This is a genomic window from Streptomyces sp. AC550_RSS872, assembly GCF_019049285.1.
In the GTDB taxonomy this organism is placed as follows: Bacteria; Actinomycetota; Actinomycetes; order Streptomycetales; family Streptomycetaceae; genus Streptomyces.
Genome location: NZ_JAGMUL010000196.1, coordinates 16,802 through 34,372 on the forward strand (window position 1 = coordinate 16,802; position 17,571 = coordinate 34,372).

Here is a 17,571-nt window from a genome sequence, read left to right on the forward strand (position 1 = left end):
GGCGTTGGAGTGGGTGTGGCCGGAGGGCCGTGCCCTTCTGGACGGAAGTCATGCGCTCGTGGACGAAAGGCGGATGCCCGGCCGTCGGCGGTCTCTCTAGTGTCGACCGGACCGATGACGACCCGGCCTCCCTGAACCACCACGCAGAGGATTCCCATGTCCCCACTGTCCACCCCTGCCGCACTGCCGCGGTTTCGGCACCGCTGGGCGGCCGTGGCCGGCCTGCTGGTGCTGTCCCCGATCAGCGCGGAGTACCTCATCGGCTACGGCGAAAGCACTGGTCGGCCGCTGGAGCTGTTGGCGGGTCTGCTCATCCTTGCGCCGCTCTACGGAACCGTTGCGGTGCTCATCCGCGAGATCACTCGGCGCACGGGACGCGGCTGGCCGACGATCCTGCTGTTGAGCGCGGCCTTCGGGGTGATCCAGGCCGGCTTGATCGATCAGAGCCTGTTCGATAATGAGGTCGACGCTGATGGCCCCGACTGGGCGACTCAGGCGCTGGTCACCCTCATCCCGGGCCTGGGGGTCGATGCGGCGAGCTTGCTCAACTATGTCGGGGGGCATGTGATCTGGAGTTTCGCCGCTCCGATCGCGGTGGTCGAATCCTGTGCCCCGCGCGTCGCGGACCGGCGGTGGCTGGGCCCGGTCGGCGGCGGCGTCATGGTGCTGCTGTGGGCGCTGAGCGCCGCGCTGGTCTACAACGACACGGCAGCGGACTCCACCGCTCGCCCGGCGCAGCTGATCGGCGCCGCAGTGGTCGCCGTTGCCTTGATCGCCGCCGCGTTCAACGTCCGGCCTGCGACGACCAAGTCGTCTGCGAAGGCGCCGTCGTGGTGGCTGGTCGGCGGTGTCACAGGAGTCGCATGGTGTGCCAGTCAGCTGCTGCCGGCGACCTGGGCGGGGGTGACGGTGAACGTCGTCGCGATGGTCGTGCTGGGCTGGCTGCTGCTGCGCTGGTCGCGCCGCCGGGGCTGGGGCCGGCGGCACGTACTGGCCGCCGCGGGAAGTGCCCTCGTCGTTCGCGCCGGGTTGTCCTTCCTGGTCGAACCGCTCGGCGACAACGTGGATTTCGCGGTGAAGTACGCGGTCAACGCCGCGATGCTCGGTGGTGTCGCCGCCCTTCTCCTCATGGCCGCCCACCGTCTGCGTCGAGGGGAGCCGAGCGCATGCTGACCGTCCGAGGCATCTCCTACCTGGTCGGCGAGGGAAGCTCCCGTGACGTGCGGCGGGACGTGGAGGTCATCGCCCGGGATCTGCACTGCACCACGGTGATGCTCATCGGGGACGGCAAGCGGTTGATCGATGCGGCCCGCACCGCCCTCGAGATCGGTCTCGGTGTCTACATCCGGCCCAGCGTTCCCGAGCTGCCTCAGCCGAAGCTGCTGGAGCACCTGGACGCCGTCGCCGAGGCGGCCGAAGAACTTCGCCGGGAACACCCGGATCGGGTGACGCTTCTGGTCGGCAGCGAGTTCTCCCACACCGTGCCCGGCATCGTCCCCGGACCTCGGTCCTTCCTGCGCTTGAAGCTCATTGTGCGTTTCCACCGCGTGCTGCGGCGAAGGATCGACAGGCGGCTCCACCGGCTGCTCACCATCGCCGTGACCACTGCGCGGCGTCGCTTTGGCGGGCCGGTCACCTACTCCGCGGCCGGGTGGGAACACGTCGACTGGTCGTTGTTCGACCTGGTAGGCGTCAGCTTCTACCGCTCCGGTCGCAACCAGACCACCTACGCAGACCGCCTGCGTACCCTGGTTCGCGATCACGACAAGCCCGTCGTCATCACCGAGTTCGGGTGCGGCGCCTTCACCGGGGCCGACCAGCGGGGAGCCGGTTCCTTCTGGATCGTCAACTGGTTCGCCGTACCCCCGCGCATCCGCGGCGACCACCCCCGCGACGAGGCCGTTCAGGCCCGCTACCTCGGTGAACTCATCGACCAGTACGACGCGGAGGGCGTGCACGGCTGCTTCGTGTTCACCTTCGCCATGCCCGACTTCCCGCATCACGACGATCCTCGTCTCGACCTCGACAAGGCCGGCTTCGGGGTCGTAGCGGTGACCGGCGACGGTGCGTGCAGACCCAAGGAGGCGTTCCACGAGGTCGCGCGGCGCTACGGCGACACAGCCGTGGAGGAATGACCGAGCGAGACGAGCAGCCAGGCATATGGAGCACCAGCGTTGCCGCTTCTCATCGACATTCTCGGGTCCTGTGATCGCCAAGTGCTGCTCAAAACCGTCGACAAACGTTGCCCGCTCCCAGGCACTGGCTCTCGTTGTGTGGAGCGTGACGCTGCGTATTCGCTCCCCTTATGGCGAAGCCGAGGGCAGTCAGCGTAGAGCGCTCGCGAAGACGGTGCGGTTGTCGGTTGTGTAGTCGTGCTCCCGCCTGGACCAGGCGATCCGGGCAAGGACTTGTTCGTTGTCGGCCACGCGTGGCTGTGGGGCGTTGAGGTGCTGACGCCACCAGAGGGCATTGCGGATTTGGCGGTCAAGGATGGCGTCGACGAGGCTGCTGCGTGCTGGGATGTCGAGCCCGTAGGCGTCGGCGAGGATCCGTACCTGGGTTGCCTGTTCCTGGGCGTGTGGGGCTTGTGGCTTGGAGGAGATGCACCAGGTCCAGGCCATGTATCCGAGGTCTTCGAGGGGGTCGCCGGGGGCGGCTGTATCGAAGTCGATGAAGGCCACCGGCCGGTCCTGGTGGAAGACAGCGTTGTTTGGGCCGGGATCGTGGTGACAGACGACCGGATGAGCCGCGGCAAGGCGGCTCCCGCGGGTGGCCTCATGCAACGAGCGCAGAAGGGTACCGGCAGCCACCACCTGATCGTCGCTCCAGAGCTGGAATCTGGCTGGCACTCGGCCAGGCACGTAGGTGAACGTGTCACGGCCGGTGTCGTCAAGCCCGAGATATCGCGGGGCGCCGTTGAACCCGCGTTGTTGGAGATGATTCAGCAATTCAGCGACGAAGGCCGACCTGGCTGTGACGGGCCGCCGGACGGTGTCGCCGACCCGGACGACGCCCTGAGTGATCCGCCCGCCGGACAGTGGCACTTCGTCCCTTCCCGTGTTCATGGCTCCAGCTTCTCGTGTTCTTGACCGATCCGTTTGGCATCCGGTTGAGCGCCGAAACACAGTCACGGAGTGAGCAGGACCCGTTTCCGTAGGAGCTGGAAGCCGGCGCGGCCATACATCTGGCGCTTGAGCATCTTGATCCGGTTGACGTGTCCCTCGACGACGCCGGAGTTCCAGGGGAGGGTGAGCCCGGCAATGACGGCGTCGAGATCGCGTTCGAGGTGCGAGGCGAACCTGTGCAGGCTGGGCAGATCGTCGTCATGGACGGCGGCGATCCAGGCCGGTAGCCGCTCTCCTCGGCGCTGGGTGAGCATGGTCGCGAAGGCACGGACATGGCCGGTCAGCGCGGCCAGTTCGGGGCAGCCGTCCAGGATGGTCTTGAGCTGGCGGTGTTGCAGTTCGTTGAGGGTGTCGGGACGGCTGAGGATCCAGCCGGCCACGGATCGTGCGGACAGCGGCCTGGGGCCGATAGGTCCGGGGACCTTGCGGAAAGGCTTGAGATAGTCCCTGACGGTGCCGTAACTGCCCTGATAGCCAACGGCTTTGATGTCTTCGTAGAGTTTCCAGGCGTTGGTACAGCCCTCGTTCCACTGCTGCTGGAGGAACGGCTTGAACGGGTCGAGTTTGCTGGCGCGGTCCTGCCACTGGCCACGGAAGAGATCCTCGGGCCGGGCGGCCTTTTGGAAGCGGGCCACAGTGCGCGGCGTCATGCCCAGCGCCCGTGCGGCTCCCCGCTGGCTGTAGCCCTGGTTCAGCAGCTCGTGGATACGGGCGTGCTTCTGTCGAGTGCGCTCGGCAAAGCGGTGCCCTGCCCGCCACGGTGTCGAAGACCGTTCGTCTTCGACCACCTCGCTGATCTCCGGGGCCCTCTCATCGGCGAGCCCGCCATCAACGGGGCGCAGGCAGGTGCGATGACGTGTGACGCAACGTTCCGTGGCTTCGCTCAGGTTGTGCCACAAATGCCAGCGATCCGCACTGGACTGCCTTCGGGGCGCCGCGGCTTGCGCCCTCGGCGTAGAAGACCGCACGGTCCCGGCAGATCACCTCGATGCCGTCCCGCTCGGCGAGCCATGCAGCGAGCGTGTCCGCCTCCCGGTCGGGCAACACATCGATGGGCCGGTGCGTCTCACCATCGACCAGGAGGGTGCCGTAAACGCGCCCGCGCCGCAGTGCGAACTCGTCCACTCCGAGCACCTTCGGTGTCCCGGCCGGTGGCACGGGCAGCCTCATGACCAGGCGAATCAGGCCCGGCGAGGTACGCCAGATGACTCTCGGCGCGCTGCCGAGCACGCTCGTTATGTGCCTCGAGAGCGGTGAGTTCGGCGGAGATGGACTGCGACTGAAGCGCGTTGAGGACGGAGATCAGTGCCGGGCCCATGGCCGGGATTTGGTCCGAGCTGGGAGGTTCCGTCACCGAAGGCGCGGCCAGCCCTGGGGACGGGACGACATACGCCAGGACCCTGCGGACTTCCAGCTCCGCAGGCCGGTCGAACACGGCCTGTAGCGCGGGGCCCAGCGGACGATTGGCCAGCAGTCCGCCGTCCGCACAGAACTGGGTTCGGGTATCGAAGTGCAGGTAGGGAGCCATGTCCGGCCGGTCGTCGTCCGTGCCTGTTCCGCCTGCCGTGTTGACGGATACGAACGACGGCTCGAAGGCGGCGGGGAACGACGCGCTGCTACGGGCTGCGAGGGCGAGCGGAGCCACAATGGCGTCGTCACTGAGCTGCCGGGCGTCGAAGGTGAACAGGCCCTGATGGTTGGTGTCCCGAATCGGGCTGTCGTAGTCGTCGCCGTATATGTGCTCCCGGCCCTTGAGGAGGGTGGTGGTGATGAAGACACGTGTGGGGTCCTCCTCGGCACTCCGGGCACCAACCGGCGCATCGTCGACCAGTTTCTGCAGCGCACCGCGGAGGCCCCCGAGCAGCACCTCATCACCGCGCAACAGCGACGGCGGGGCGTAATCGCGGGGATCGCGCAGCAGACCGTCCAGCGAACCCTCGGTAAGCCAGAGGTCGCGCAGCATGCCGACATCACAGCCCCGGACGGTCGCCGGGCCCAGGACGGCCGCATTGATGCCACCGGCACTGGTACCTCGCTCTTACTTGTTGGTCGTGAGATGCGGTTGGTTCTTTCACATCGGTCCGGCCCGCCCCGGCCAGGAGATTCATCTCGCGCGCAACGCCGCCCATCCACACCGCCAGGCTCACCCCGCCGGTGAACGTGGCTGCCAGGCGCAGCTCGGACCGAAGGTGACCGGTCCGGCCCAGTCCGTCTTCCTCGTCCATGCTCATGTTCACATTGGATCTCTCACGATGGGGTACGGCACCCGGTGCTCAGCCAGATGGCGGGGGTGGCAGGCGTCCGCGGGCCCGCTCCGCGGCCCGACGCCGCCGACGCCTGTTCGCCACCGGCGAGGTCATCGTCGTGTCAGCTCTCGAGATCTTTAATGGCTGGAGGTACGGCCGTTGGAGGTCGAGCCCGGTTCTGGAGATGAGTCCCTCGATGAGGCGGGGGCGGTACTGCATCCGTTTCAGCCGTGTCTTCACCAGCGCAGTGAGCTGGCCGAGGCTGTGTCGTGAGGTTGGCCAGCTACCTCTTCAGGTGCGACCACACGCCCTCGACGGGGTTGAGCTCGGGAGGCGTACGGCGGCAGCTGGTAAACGGTCACCCCTGAACCGCCGGGCCACCTCCCGGTCACTGGCCCCGGCCTCGTATCGCCATCTTGATATGTGAAGGCCTTGGTCGACCTGCAACATCCGGCAGTGACTTGCAAGACTTCGGAATAACACACCTATTCGCCCCTGTCTTCTCGCAGCCATTGCGGAAGCGCGGGTGGGAGCGGCAAGGAGCCGAGCCGCACGTATTGCAGGTGGCTATTTGGGTATGCGTAGCAAACAGCCTGGTTGTGGGACGCGCGCAGGTGAAAGCGTTGTTACGGGCCCATGCCGCCCCTGCGCGCGATTCACGCTGAGCTTGAGTGGTCGCTCGACCGGGCTTGCGGACCGTTTCTGTCGGCAAGCCGGTCTAGGTTCGGTTCTCGGGTCGCCGATCCGGCGTCTCCCACCGACGATGACAGCAGGTAGCCGTGCATGACTCTGGGCTACCGTCACGTGTGCAAGGAATACGAGCATGGGCATGTCCGAGGCGGCCGACCGCGCCGACACCTTCGTCCCGCACCGTTTCACCGAGCAACTGGTGGACCTTGGCGAGATCCGCATGAACTACGTTGCGGAGGACGATCCGAGCTCTCCCGCCCTGAACCGATGGCGCAGCAGTACGTCGACGTCATCACCGAATGGATCAAGACCCTTGGCCGACGTGCTGCCGGTGTCGGCCGGATCGCCGGGCTCGGCCCGTGTCTCGCGGCTCCGTGAAACGGCCCAGGGAATCCGGGTGCGCAGGCCGAGAACCTCCGCACCCGGCACACCCATGACCAGGTGAAATGATCACGCCGTGACTGGAATGATCACGGCATCGAAGCCGTCCTGGATAGCCCCGTTCACCGGGCTGAGCCCGCACTGCTTCAGAGGGCGGTACGTGAATTGATGTCCGTTTCGCGCTTGCGGGAGGAGCGTGCGGGCCGACCGCGACGTCGCCTGGCGGTTACGGCCGCGGCTGGGTGAACAACCCCTGCTCGGTCTCGACCAGGATCCCGCGCTCGACCAGAGGCTTTAACTTCAGCCGGACGTTGTTGACGTTGCTGGGCGCGGAAGAAGTCGCCGTAGCCACCGAGTGCCTCAATGTGGCGAGCCGAGATTGCCAAAAAGAAGAAAGCTGAACAACCCCAAAACGATGGCGCGGTAGTCGTGCTGCTGATGCTCCCAAACACTCCACGGCGCGTTCCACGCAAGGGAATGCGACCAAAAGGTGAAAAAGAGGGCCGCAAATAGGAGTCCAAATGGAAGAATCGGATTCGTCACCCCCGGCCACGACCAGTGGGACACGGCGGTCACCATGACTATGAACGATGACACTCCCTTCCATGTGTGCATCGGCCACAGCAGGCCAGCTCCGAAGGCCACGTAGATCCACCAGGTACTGATGCTTCCCATGCACCGGAGGCTAGCGTTCAGGCTTCGGGACCCCTCCCGAAGCGACCAGTCCTCAGGGGTGGTACGTGAGTTGATGCCCGTATTGCCTTGTCGACTGGGGTAGGCAGGCTGGTCGGGGGCCGCCGGGAGGCTACGGCCGCGGCTGGGTGAACAAGCCCTGCTCGGTCTCGACCAGGATGCCTCGCTCGGTCAGCCGCTTGAGTTTCAGGCGGGTGTTGTTGATGTTGTTGGGCGCGATCTCCAGGTCCATCGCCTCGCACACCTGCCGCGCCCGTAGCGGGGCGTCGGCCGTGGCGAACACCGCCATGATCTGCTGGTAGGCCGGATGGTCCGGCAGCTTCGGGGCCGGCGGCGCGGGCGGCTGCGGATCGGGCAGCTCCAGCAGCGTCTTGCGGGTGATCCGGACCTCCTCCGCGGCCCGGCCGAGTTCGTCCAGCCGTGCGGTCAGCTGCGCGATCTGCTCCCTCGTCGTCTCGGCCGATCTCCCGTTCCCGCTCCTCCAGCCGCGCCAGCACCGCCCCGAGGGTCAGCTCCCCGCCGGTCAGGTGCTGCACCGGGCCGCAGCGGTGGCTCCGATCAGCCGGCGCAGTATCACCGCGGTCATCGCCCAGTACACCCGCGACTCCGAACTGCGGGGCAGATGCTCGTAGTCGCGCGCCAGCCTGCGGTGCAGCATCAAGATCCCATAGGCGCGTTCGACGACCCACCGCTTGGCCTGGGGAACGAACCCGGTCTGCGCGGGATCGCGCTCCACGACCTCCACCTCGATGCCCACCTTCTCCCCGTGCGCGACGACGGCGTTCTTGAAGCCCGGGTCGACCAGGGCCTTCTGCACGGTGTCGGTGTCGGCGGCGACCTTGTCCAGCAGCGCGATGCCGACGGTGTTCTCCTGCGCAGACGCGGCCGCCACGACTACCGCGATCACCAACCCCAAAACGTCAACGGCCAGGCCGCGCTTGCGGCCCGGTACTTTTTTGCCGCATCGCACCCCGTCGACTCAGCGGGCACTCCGGCCGCCGCGTGCACGCTCTGGGCGTCGAGCACCACCAGGCTCGGGTCCGCCTTCCGACGCGCCATTTCCCGCACCTGCCAGCGCAGCAGGTCGTGAATGGTCTGGTCGATGCCGTCGTCACGCCAGGTGTAGAAGTAGTACTTCACCGCGCCGGGCGGCGGAAAGTCGTGCGGGAGCAGGTTCCACTGGCAGCCGGTGCGGCCCTGGTAGAGCAGCGCATTGACGATCTCCCGCATCGCGTACCGGCCCTGATGGCCGCTGACCGAGGGGTGCCCGGCCTTCCATGCGGTGATCACCGGCTCCACCAGCGCCCACTGCTCGTCGCTCACGTCGGTCTTGTAGGTTTGCGCTCGCTCACGACGGCCAGCCCAACATGCCCATGGCCGCCGACCGGCCAGGGTGCCGCACCGCCACACGTTCAGGTGACGACAAAACCCCCATGCACTCTCATTCCGCCCTCTGAGGGCGGTCGACGCCTTCGGCACCACCCGCTGGAACAACCCCCAGCTCATCCGGCACTAGCCGTGCAACGCTCCACTACGGCAAGCTATCGAATACCCCAAGTGACATGATCGGTTAAGGCTGCGCGCGCGAACGCCGAGGTCGAGACGACACGAAAGGAGTTCAGCCATAGGTTCCGCTGGCCGGATGGCTGTGGCCGTTCCTTGTCATCGTTTTTGAGGGTGGTCGCGACGAGTGGCCACGGTGTGGGTCGCCCCAATCCAGCCTCTTTCCCATCCAACGGCGCCCAGTGCCAGAAACAGGCGCCAGGAGCGAGCGCGTTCTTCGCCGACGTGTTCCACCGCGTTGTCCCAGCCGGCTTCGAGGTTGGCCAGCCAGGCGCGAAAGGTATGGGCGAAGTGCGGACGCAGGTCGTGGACTTGCTCCACTTCCAGGCCGGCGGTCTCCAGGCACCGGACGTTCTCGCTGAGGAGCCGGAGGTTGAGCTCGGGGAAGACATAACGCAGGATCACCGGGTCGCGCCGCCAGGGCAGGCCCTCGGGGGTGACATGGACGTCGTGGGCCAGCACCCTGCCGCCGGGGGCCAGGAGGTGATGCAGACGGCTGCCGTATGCGCTGAACTCCCGGCGGCCCAGGTGCTGAGTCACCTCCACACTGGCAATCGCGTCGTAGGGACCGTCGGCTACGTCCTGGTAGCCGCAGCACCGTACTTCGGCTCGGTCGGACAGGCCCTCGCGGGTGAGGCGGGCAGCCACGTAGGCAGCCTGTTCGCGAGCCGGGGTCACGCCGACCGCGCGGACTCCGTAGTGCTCTGTGGCGTGTGAGAGCAGGGCGCCCCAGCCGCAGCCGATGTCCAGCAGGCGCATACCCGGCCGCAGTCGCAGTCTGCGGCAGATCAGGTCGAGTTTCTCCCGCTGAGCCCGGTCCAGAGTCGCCGTCCCTCCTGTGGATACGGGCCAGTAGGCGCACGAGTAGGCCATGGTCGGGCCGAGGATCACCTCATAGAGGCCGTTACCGGCGTCGTAGTGGTGGCGTACGGCGTCGAGTCCACGCAGGTGGCGGCGTACCTCGCGACGAGGGCGGGGCGGGGTCCGGCCCAAGGCACCCGCGCGCACGGCCAGGCTCAGGAGCTCCGCTGCTCCGGCGACGGCACGCGGAAGCCGGCGGGCCAAAGCGCCAGGTGTCGCGGCGAGTGCCAAGGGGACGGCGCTGTGCAGGAGTTCTGTCAGGTCTCCTTCGATGGCCATCTCTCCGGCGATGAACGCCCGTGCGGCTGCCAGGCGTCCGGGGCGGTGCAGGAGCCGGCGCCAGGCTCGTGGAGAGGGCAGGACCACCGCCGGGGTTCGGGGCCCGGCCGAGCTGCCGTCCCACAGACACAGGCCGAATTCCGGGAGGACTCCGGTGGTGCGTTCCAGGGCGGTGACCGCCCGTGCCGCCAGGCTGTGCGGGTCCGTCATGGCGACACCACCGGAGGGAGGGCCTCGGGCCGGGAGGGCGCCGGCTCCTGTCGGCGGTCGGCCCGGGTGAGGATCAGATCCGCCAGGTCGGTGATCGTGGGCCTGGAGGACACCTCCACGGCGGAGATGTCGCAGCCGAAGTGCTTGCGCACGGCCACCATCAGCTCGGTGGCCATGAGGGAGTCCATGCCCAGTTCGTCGAGGCCCCGTTCGGCGGAAATCCGGTCGGGTGCGGTCTGCAGGACGGTCGCGATCAGCTCGGTCAGTGCCTGGACGGTGAGTGCATGGGCCTCCTCCGGTGACGCGGCGGCCAGCAGGCGGCGGAACTCCTCCGCGCCGTAGCCGGCGACGTCCTCGGACGGGTGCAGCAGGAATGTGAAGCGCGGCTTCCGGGCGGCCGGCAGCGTGGTGACCAGCCGGTCCCAGTCGGTGCGGCCGGCCACGGCGACCGGCACGTCGGCCATGAGGAGGCTGTCCAGGAGGCTGCATGCCTCCCTCACGGTCATGGTGGCCAAGCCCCGGCGTTCCATGACCTCCTGTGCCTGTAGACGCGCGACGTATCCGGTGTCACCGATGGCGGACCACGCGACCGCAAGGGCACGAACACCTTGCTGTCGTCGCGTACGGGCCAATGACTCGAGGGCCAGGTTGGCGGCTGCGTACGGGGCTTGGAGCGCGTTCCCGACGAGTGCGGACGCAGAGGAGCAGAGCACGAACAGGTCCAGCGGACGATCGCGGGTCAGTGCGTCCAGATTCAGGGCGCCCTGCACCTTGGGAGCCAGGACGGCCCTGATCCGGGCCTCGTCGAGGTCGGCCAGCGCGGCGTCGTCCAGGTGCATGGCGGCGTGCACGACGCCGCGCACCGGGTGTCCGGCGGCGTCCGCGGCGTCGAACACGGCGCGCATGGCGCCGGCGTCGCTGACGTCGGCCGCGTGGACGGTGACCTCGGCACCGGTCGCGCGGAGGCCCTCCAGCAGTTCCGGAGCTCCTGGGGTGTTCACGCCACGGCGGCCGACCAGAGCGAGGCGGCGGGCTCCGTGGTCGACGAGCCGGCAGGCGGTAGCCGCGCCCAGGCCGCTGAGCCCTCCGGTGACGAGGTAGGTGCCGTCCGGGCTGAGCGGGGCAACTTCGGGGTGCGGTTCGACCCTGGGGCGTTCGCCGAAGGCAAGGATGATCTTGCCGATGTGGCGTGAGTGCCGCATCGAGTGGAAGGCCTCTTCGGCCTCCTCGGCAGGCCGGACCTGGTGGAGCAGCGGGCGGAAGTCGCCGGCGGAGATGAGTTCTGTCACTTCGCGGAATCGCTCGGCCGCCTCCTGGGGGTTGGCCATGAAGGTCTCTTTGATGTCGACGGCGAAAAGACTCAAGCCGCGCAGGAAGGGGCGTAGCAGCAGGCGTTCATTGGCGTGGAAGTCGCGCTTGCCCAGCTCGACGAAGCGTCCGCCGGTGCGCAGCACTTCCATGCTGCGGGCCATGGCCTCTCCACTCAGGGAGTTGAGCACGACATCGACGCCGCGGCCCGAGGTGGCGTCGAGGACCTCCTCGGCGAAGTGGAGGCTGCGCGAGTCCGCGACGTGCCGGACCCCCAGCAGGCGCAGCAGGTTGCGCTTGTGCTCGGTGCCGGCTGTGGCGATGACCTCGGCGCCGCGGAGGCGGGCGTACCGCAGGGCTGCCAGGCCGACGCCGCCGGCCGCGCCGTGCACCAGCAGCGTCTCTCCGGGCGCCAGCCGAGCGAGGTGGCCGAGGCTGTGGTGGACGGTCAGGAAGGCGATGGGCAGCGTCGCCGCCTGGGCGAAGTCCATGTCGGCAGGCATCGGGCCGACGAGTGCTTGGTGCGTAGTCGTGTGGGATCCGAACGCCCCAGGGGCGACGGCGTACACGTGATCGCCCGGCGCGACCGAGGTGACGCCGTCGCCGACAGCGGTCACGACGCCGGCGCACTCGTAGCCGGAGGGGTGCTCGTCCTCGCCGTCGAGGGACGGCTGGGGCGGCAGCAGGGCCTGTGCCTGCATGACATCGCGGTAGTTGAGCGCGCCGGCGCGTACCTCGATGGTCACCTCGTCGGGCCCCGGGGCGGGTGCTGGGGGAACCGGTCGCCATGCCAGGCGGTAGGCGGGGCCGGGCGTGCTGACGCGCAAGGCGTAGGGGGACTGTCCGGGGTCCTTGGTCACCGGCCGTCGTTCCATGACACGGGGGACGAAGCGGCCGCTGCGGGTGAGGACGATCTCGTCCTCGTCGCACGGGTCGAGCAGTTCGCGTACGAGGCAGTCGGCAGTGCTGCCGTACGCGCCCTCCGCCCAGTCCGCTGCCAGGCGGCGCACCGACAGTTGAGGCCGGTCGTTGGCGAGTGAGCGCGTCATGCCCCACACCGCCGCGGCCGGCAGGGTGGCGGGCTCCGGGGTGCCGTTGCCGGGGGCGACGACCCACAGGGAGGGGGCTGCCGTGGTGGGGAGCTGGGCGCAGGCAGTGTCAAGGGAGCGCAGTACCGCCCCGTACCGCATGGTGCGCGCCATGACCGACCGGGCGCTTGGCCTTGGTGCTTGGTGCTCCGTGCCGGTGGTGAGGGTGTCGGCGAGGAGGACGATCCCGGCCGGAGCGTCGGACAGCAGGTGGGTCCAGGTGTCGGGGGTGACGTCCAGTCCGGTGGTGCGCACGCTTGAGGCGCCGGCCTTGGTGAGGGAGTCGCCCAGGGCGGGCGCGAGGCGGCAGGAGGGCTCCGCGACGATGATCCATGAGCGGCCGTGGCCGGCGGACGGTTCGGGCGGTCCGGGGATCGCCTGGGTCCTGGCCTCGCGCTGCGCGGCGAAGACGGAGATTCCGGGTCCGCGGTCGCCGTCGAGGACGTGCCATGCCGTACGGGACAGTCCGCATCGCCCCAGCAATGCGTCCCAGCGCCCGGGTGTCAGGAACGGTCCCATGGGACGCTCCTGTGTGTCCGTGTTCTTCCAGAAGCTGTCCAGCAGACCGAAGACCAGTGCCGTGGCATTGATGTCGTGCGCCTCCTGGGCCAGGAGGTGTCCACCGTCCGCGAGCAGATACGCGATCCGCTCCAGGGACTGCCGCACGTCCTCGGTCGCGTGCAGGACGTTGGCCGCGATGACGAGGTCGAAGGACGCCTCGCACAGTCCTTGTTCCTCCGGTGAGCGGTTCAGGTCCAGTGTCCGGTACTCGACGAAGTTGTGGTCGGCGAAGCGTGCCTGGGCCCGGGGGAAGAACGCGGGTGAGACGTCGGTGAACACGTACTGGGTGCGCTCACGTGGCAGCACGGGCAGGACGGACCTGGTCGTCCCGCCGGTGCCGGCGCCCACTTCCAGAACACGCAGCGGACGGTCGGCGGGCCACGCGTCGCACAGGGCGCGCACCCAGGTGCCGGTGGCCCGGTTGGAGGCGCGGGTGACGGGCGCGTTGGCGTACATCTCCTCGGTGATGTGGCGGCCCGATTCGGAGAAGAGCAGCTCCTGCGGATCGTGGCGCCCTCGGAGTACATCGGCCAAATGGCGCCCGCACATGCCGTAGGCGGCAAGGTCCGTGGCGCTCCGCGGCTCCGCCTCCGCCAGGCGCCGGAACACGTCCTCCGGGCGGGCCTGCCCCGTCAGCATCCATGGGCTGCCGGTGAGGAAGTCGCCCTCGCCCCGGGCAAGCCCGTATTCCTCGGCCAGGACAAGCAGGTGAGCGAGGAGTCTGCCGTAGACGGGACGGACGCCTGCCGCCCGCAGGCTCTCGACGGTGTATGGCTCATCCGGCGCAGTGATGTCGGCGATGGCCTTGGCCGCGAAGTGGGCCGTCAGCTCGCCGATGTTCCTGGAGCTCAAGGCCAGGCGCTCGGCCTCCTGTTCGGACAGGCGGAAGTCGGGGGCGGGCAGCTCAGCCGGGCTGGGTGGGGTGAAGTGCCCGGTAACCGAGCCGGAGCGGAGGGCGGCCCGCAACTCCGTCACGTGCGTGGACAGGGCAGGACGGTTGGCGGCATCGAACGGCCGTAGACGGCATCCGGTGAGCTCCATGGTGACCACGCCCGCGTCGTCGGTCATCGTGATGTCCCAGACGACTTCATGGGCATCGGCCTCGCGTGTGCGTACATGCACATGGCCGGTGGCCGTCAGGGGGCCCCAGGAGCGCACGGTGTCGATACCGGCGGGCAGGAACCGGCGGCTGCCGGCGGCCGAGGCGATCAATGGTGCTCCCGCCTGAAGGGCGGCGTCCAGAAGAACGGGATGCGCCTGATAGCCGTCGAGGGCCAGACCCTCGGCGCAGTAGCGGGCAACCGCCTCTCCGTCGCCGGCAAGGATGTGGTCCAGCACCCGGAAGGCCGGACCATAGGCCAGTCCCTGCCGCGCCGCGCCCGTGTACAGCTCGCGTGCCTCGATGCGCTTGGGCCGGCCCGCACGTAGCCCGTCGATGTCGAGCGGTTCCGGGCGGCGGCGCAGCAGGCGGCGGACCTGAGCGCGGGCGTGGGCCTGCCATGGCCTGGTGTCGCCGGTACGGGCGGCGACGCGCAGCACACCGTCCTCGTCCGACAGGGACGTCTGCAGCCAGATGTTCATGTCCTTGTCCTCCCAGGGCAGCGCGAGTGCCTGGAAGGACAGCGCGGTGACCTCCACCGGTGCGTTGAAGACGCATCGCCCGGCGGCCAGGGCCATTTCGGTGTAACCGGCGGCGGGCATGAGGACAGTGCCGTCCACCTTGTGGTCGGCGAGCCAGGGCAGGCGTGCCGGGTCCAGCTGGTGGTGCCAGCTCGGCTCGAGGGCGGCGGCGCGCTCGCCGAGCAGCGGGTGCTCGAGAGTGCCGTCACCGCAGGTGCGCGACCAGGTGTGGGAGGAGCCCAAGGTGTAGGGCTCGCGCTGCCACGGGTAGGCCGGGAGGTCGGTCACCTGGCCCGGGGCGGGGAAGAAGACGGCTGGGTCCCAGGCGCCGGCGGCGATCACGGCCGTGACCGCGGTGTTCACGGCGGCGGTACCGGGGCGGTCGCGGATGAGGGTGGGGATGACGGACGCCGGCTTCTTCGCCGCTTTGGCCAGCTGCCGGAGATAGCCGCGCAGGACCGGGTGCGGTCCGATCTCCACCACCGCGTCGTAGCCGTCGGCCAGGAGGAGTTCGGCCGCCCTGGAGAAGAGAACCGGCTCGCGGACGTTGCGCCACCAGTACGCGGCGTCCAGGGCTGCTTCCGTTTCGCGGACTTGGGCGGGTCCCAGCAGCTGTCCGGTGACCGTGGAGGCGAAGGGCAGGCGTGGCATGGCGGTCCGCAGGCCGGTCAGGGCCTCGTGCAGGGGTGCGGCGAGCGGATCCATGGCCCGGCTGTGGAAGGGATAGTCGATGTCGAGCAGACGGAAGAAGACGTCGCGGGCTTCCAGTTCGCGGCCCAGCTTTTCCAGAGCGGTGCGGTCGCCACTGACCGTGACGTCCCGTGCGCTGTTGACGGCCGCGATCTCAAGGAGATCTCCGTACGGAGTCAGGGCCTCGCGGACGTCGGCCTCCGGCAGGCCCACTGCCGCCATGGCACCGGTGCCGGCCGTCGTGGCTTGAACCCGGCTGCGGGCGACCACGATCCGGGCGGCGGAGGCCAGGTCGAGTGCGCCGGCCGCATGGGCGGCGGCGATCTCGCCGACGCTGTGTCCCAGTACCGCGGCCGGACGCACTCCCCGGTCGGCCAGCAGCGCGACCAGTGCCACCTGCACGGCGAAGAGAACCGGCTGCGCCACCTCCGTCAGCGACCACCGTCCGGGCCCGCCCGGCGTGGCCAGTTCTCCGGTGACCGACCAGCCGAGCTGCGGGGCAAGCGCGGCGTCGGCCTCCTCGACGGCCTCCCGGAAGACGGGCTCGGACTCCAGCAGGTCGGCGCCCATGCCAGGCCACGGCGAGCCGTTGCCGGAGAACGCGAATACCGCCCTGCCGTTCGTGGACGGCGACGGTGTGGTGGGCTCGGGTACCGGGGCCGGCGACCACTGACGGAGTTCTGCGGCGGCGTTGGCGGGCGTCTCGGCGAGTACGGCGACGCGGTGCGGGTGGTGGCCGCGGCGCAGGCACGACGTGTAGGCGGTGTCGTAGAAGTCTTCGGCGTCGACGGTGTCGAGATGGTCCGCCGTGCGCCGGACCGCGGCGCTCAGTGCCTCCTCCGAGCGTGCCGAGACCATCAGCGGCAGCGTCCTGGTGGCGCGTTGCGGGGGTGCGGGGGGAGCCGGCGGCGGGCCGAGGATCACGTGGGCGTTGACACCGCCGAAGCCGAAGCAGTTGACCCCCACCACGTCCCGGCCGCCGGTCCGCGGCAGCGGCCGGGGGCGCACCGATGGCTCCAGGCCCAGGCCGGCGAAGTCGATCCGTGTGTTGAGCGGCTCCGCGTGCAAGGTGGCGGGGATCCTCCGGTGCCGCAGCACCAGGCATGCCTTCAGCAGGCCCGCGATGCCCGAGGCCGCCTCCAGGTGTCCCAGGTTGCTCTTGACGGATCCGATGGCCAGGGGCGTGTGCGGGCGGGACGCGGTCAGGGCCCGGCCGATGGCCTCGCATTCCGTGGGGTCGCCCACGGGCGTGCCGGTGCCGTGAGCCTCGAAGTAGGCCAGCTCCTCGGCCCTGATACCCGCGTCCGCGTACACCTGGCGCAGCAGAGCCTCCTGGGCCTGGGCGCTGGGCAGCGCCAGTCCGGCGGTGCGGCCGTCGGTGTTGGTGGCGCTGGCGAGGATCACCGCGTGGACGCGGTCTCCGTCCGCCACCGCGTCCACCAGAGGCTTGAGTACCACCAGCCCGCCGCCTTCAGCCCGTACGAAGCCGTCCGCCTCGGCGGAGAAGGCCCGGCAGCGGCCGGTGGGAGAGAGCATCGACGCCTTGGAGAAGCCGACGTACGGCTCGGGGTTGAGCAGGAGGCTGATGCCCGCGGCCATCGCCAGTCGGCTGCGGCCGCTCCGCAAGGTCTCGCAGGCATGGTGCAGCGCGACCAGGGCGGAGGAACAGGCCGTATCGATCATGGCGCTGGGGCCGCGCAGGTCGAAGAAGTGGGACAGCCGGTTGGCGGTGTTGCCCGCTGCCAAGCCGGACATGGTGTAGGCGTCGATCTCGCGGAGCGGGAGCTTCGTCACGAGGCCGGTGTACGGCGAGCCCGCACAGCCGACGTAGACCGCCGCGTCCGAGCCGGCGAGCGTGGACGGGGCCACACCGGCGTCGTCGAGCGCCTCGACGGCCATCTCCAGCAGCAGGCGCTGCTGAGGATCCATCCGGCTCGCCTCCCGTGGCGCGATACCGAAGTAGTCGGCGTCGAAGCCGCTGAAGTCGGTGAGGAAGGCACCGGCAGCGGTGTAGGACCTGCCCGCTCGTTCACGGCCGGGCTCGACGTATCGGGAGCTGTCGAAACGGTCGGGTGGGATCTCGGTGACGAGATCCCGCTGCTCGGCCAGCGCGGTCCACAGCGCGGCCGGAGAGGAGATCCCGCCGGGCAGGCGACAGGCCGCACCGATGAGAGCGATGGGCATGTCGTGGGACGCGGAAGGGCGCTCGGACATAGCGGTGCTCCTTGCATCGGACAGGTGGGGGCGTGGGCGTGG

General features: G+C 69.1%; 10 protein-coding genes and 2 pseudogenes. 3 read left to right on the forward strand and 9 right to left on the reverse strand.

Going from position 1 to position 17,571, the window contains the following annotated elements; genetic code table 11:
* The first annotated feature begins 156 nt into the window (after positions 1-156).
* Positions 157-1,173: a hypothetical protein gene (locus KUM44_RS41080; protein WP_217214872.1), complete on the forward strand. Its 1,017-nt coding sequence runs from the start codon at positions 157-159 to the stop codon at positions 1,171-1,173.
* Positions 1,167-2,135: a hypothetical protein gene (locus KUM44_RS41085; protein WP_217214873.1), complete on the forward strand. Its 969-nt coding sequence runs from the start codon at positions 1,167-1,169 to the stop codon at positions 2,133-2,135. The genes KUM44_RS41080 and KUM44_RS41085 overlap by 7 nt, the downstream gene beginning before the upstream one ends.
* Positions 2,136-2,324: 189 nt before the next feature.
* Here the strand turns inward: KUM44_RS41085 and KUM44_RS41090 are convergent, their stop codons facing one another.
* The 4 genes and pseudogenes from KUM44_RS41090 to KUM44_RS41105 all read right to left on the reverse strand — a co-directional run.
* Positions 2,325-3,065: a phosphotransferase gene (locus KUM44_RS41090; protein WP_217214874.1), complete on the reverse strand. Its 741-nt coding sequence runs from the start codon at positions 3,063-3,065 to the stop codon at positions 2,325-2,327.
* A 62-nt stretch (positions 3,066-3,127) separates the two neighbouring features.
* Positions 3,128-4,024: a transposase gene (locus KUM44_RS41095; RefSeq protein WP_254390850.1), complete on the reverse strand. Its 897-nt coding sequence runs from the start codon at positions 4,022-4,024 to the stop codon at positions 3,128-3,130.
* Positions 3,954-4,295 (reverse strand): transposase, encoded by a 342-nt coding sequence (locus KUM44_RS41100; protein ID WP_254390851.1) that lies wholly within the window; start codon positions 4,293-4,295, stop codon positions 3,954-3,956. The genes KUM44_RS41095 and KUM44_RS41100 overlap by 71 nt, the downstream gene beginning before the upstream one ends.
* Positions 4,192-5,145 (reverse strand): annotated as a pseudogene (locus tag KUM44_RS41105) (hypothetical protein); the annotation flags it as partial. The gene KUM44_RS41100 and the pseudogene KUM44_RS41105, both read right to left, overlap by 104 nt.
* Before the next feature lie 1,049 nt (positions 5,146-6,194).
* On the opposite strand from KUM44_RS41105, the gene KUM44_RS41110 reads away from it, so the two are divergent.
* Positions 6,195-6,506 (forward strand): hypothetical protein, encoded by a 312-nt coding sequence (locus KUM44_RS41110; protein WP_217214877.1) that lies wholly within the window; start codon positions 6,195-6,197, stop codon positions 6,504-6,506.
* Positions 6,507-6,802: 296 nt separating this feature from the next.
* Here KUM44_RS41110 and KUM44_RS41115 read toward each other — a convergent pair whose 3' ends face one another.
* The 5 genes and pseudogenes from KUM44_RS41115 to KUM44_RS41135 form a co-directional block, all read right to left on the reverse strand.
* Entirely contained in the window at positions 6,803-7,117 is a 315-nt protein-coding gene (locus KUM44_RS41115; protein WP_217214878.1) for a hypothetical protein, read from the reverse strand.
* Positions 7,118-7,247: 130 nt separating this feature from the next.
* The gene (locus KUM44_RS46385) at positions 7,248-7,424 is read right to left on the reverse strand and encodes a hypothetical protein (protein WP_254390852.1); all 177 of its coding nucleotides are present in this window, start codon (positions 7,422-7,424) and stop codon (positions 7,248-7,250) included.
* A 234-nt stretch (positions 7,425-7,658) separates the two neighbouring features.
* Positions 7,659-8,458, reverse strand: a pseudogene (locus tag KUM44_RS41125) (IS5 family transposase).
* Between the two features lie 339 nt (positions 8,459-8,797).
* On the reverse strand, positions 8,798-10,048 hold the full coding sequence (locus KUM44_RS41130) for a class I SAM-dependent methyltransferase (RefSeq protein ID WP_217214879.1): 1,251 nt from the start codon (positions 10,046-10,048) through the stop codon (positions 8,798-8,800).
* Positions 10,045-17,529 carry a type I polyketide synthase gene (locus KUM44_RS41135; protein WP_254390853.1) on the reverse strand — a complete coding sequence of 2,495 codons (7,485 nt, stop codon included), beginning with the start codon at positions 17,527-17,529 and terminating at the stop codon, positions 10,045-10,047. Before KUM44_RS41135 ends, KUM44_RS41130 begins: the two co-directional genes overlap by 4 nt.
* Between the last annotated feature and the right edge of the window lie 42 nt (positions 17,530-17,571).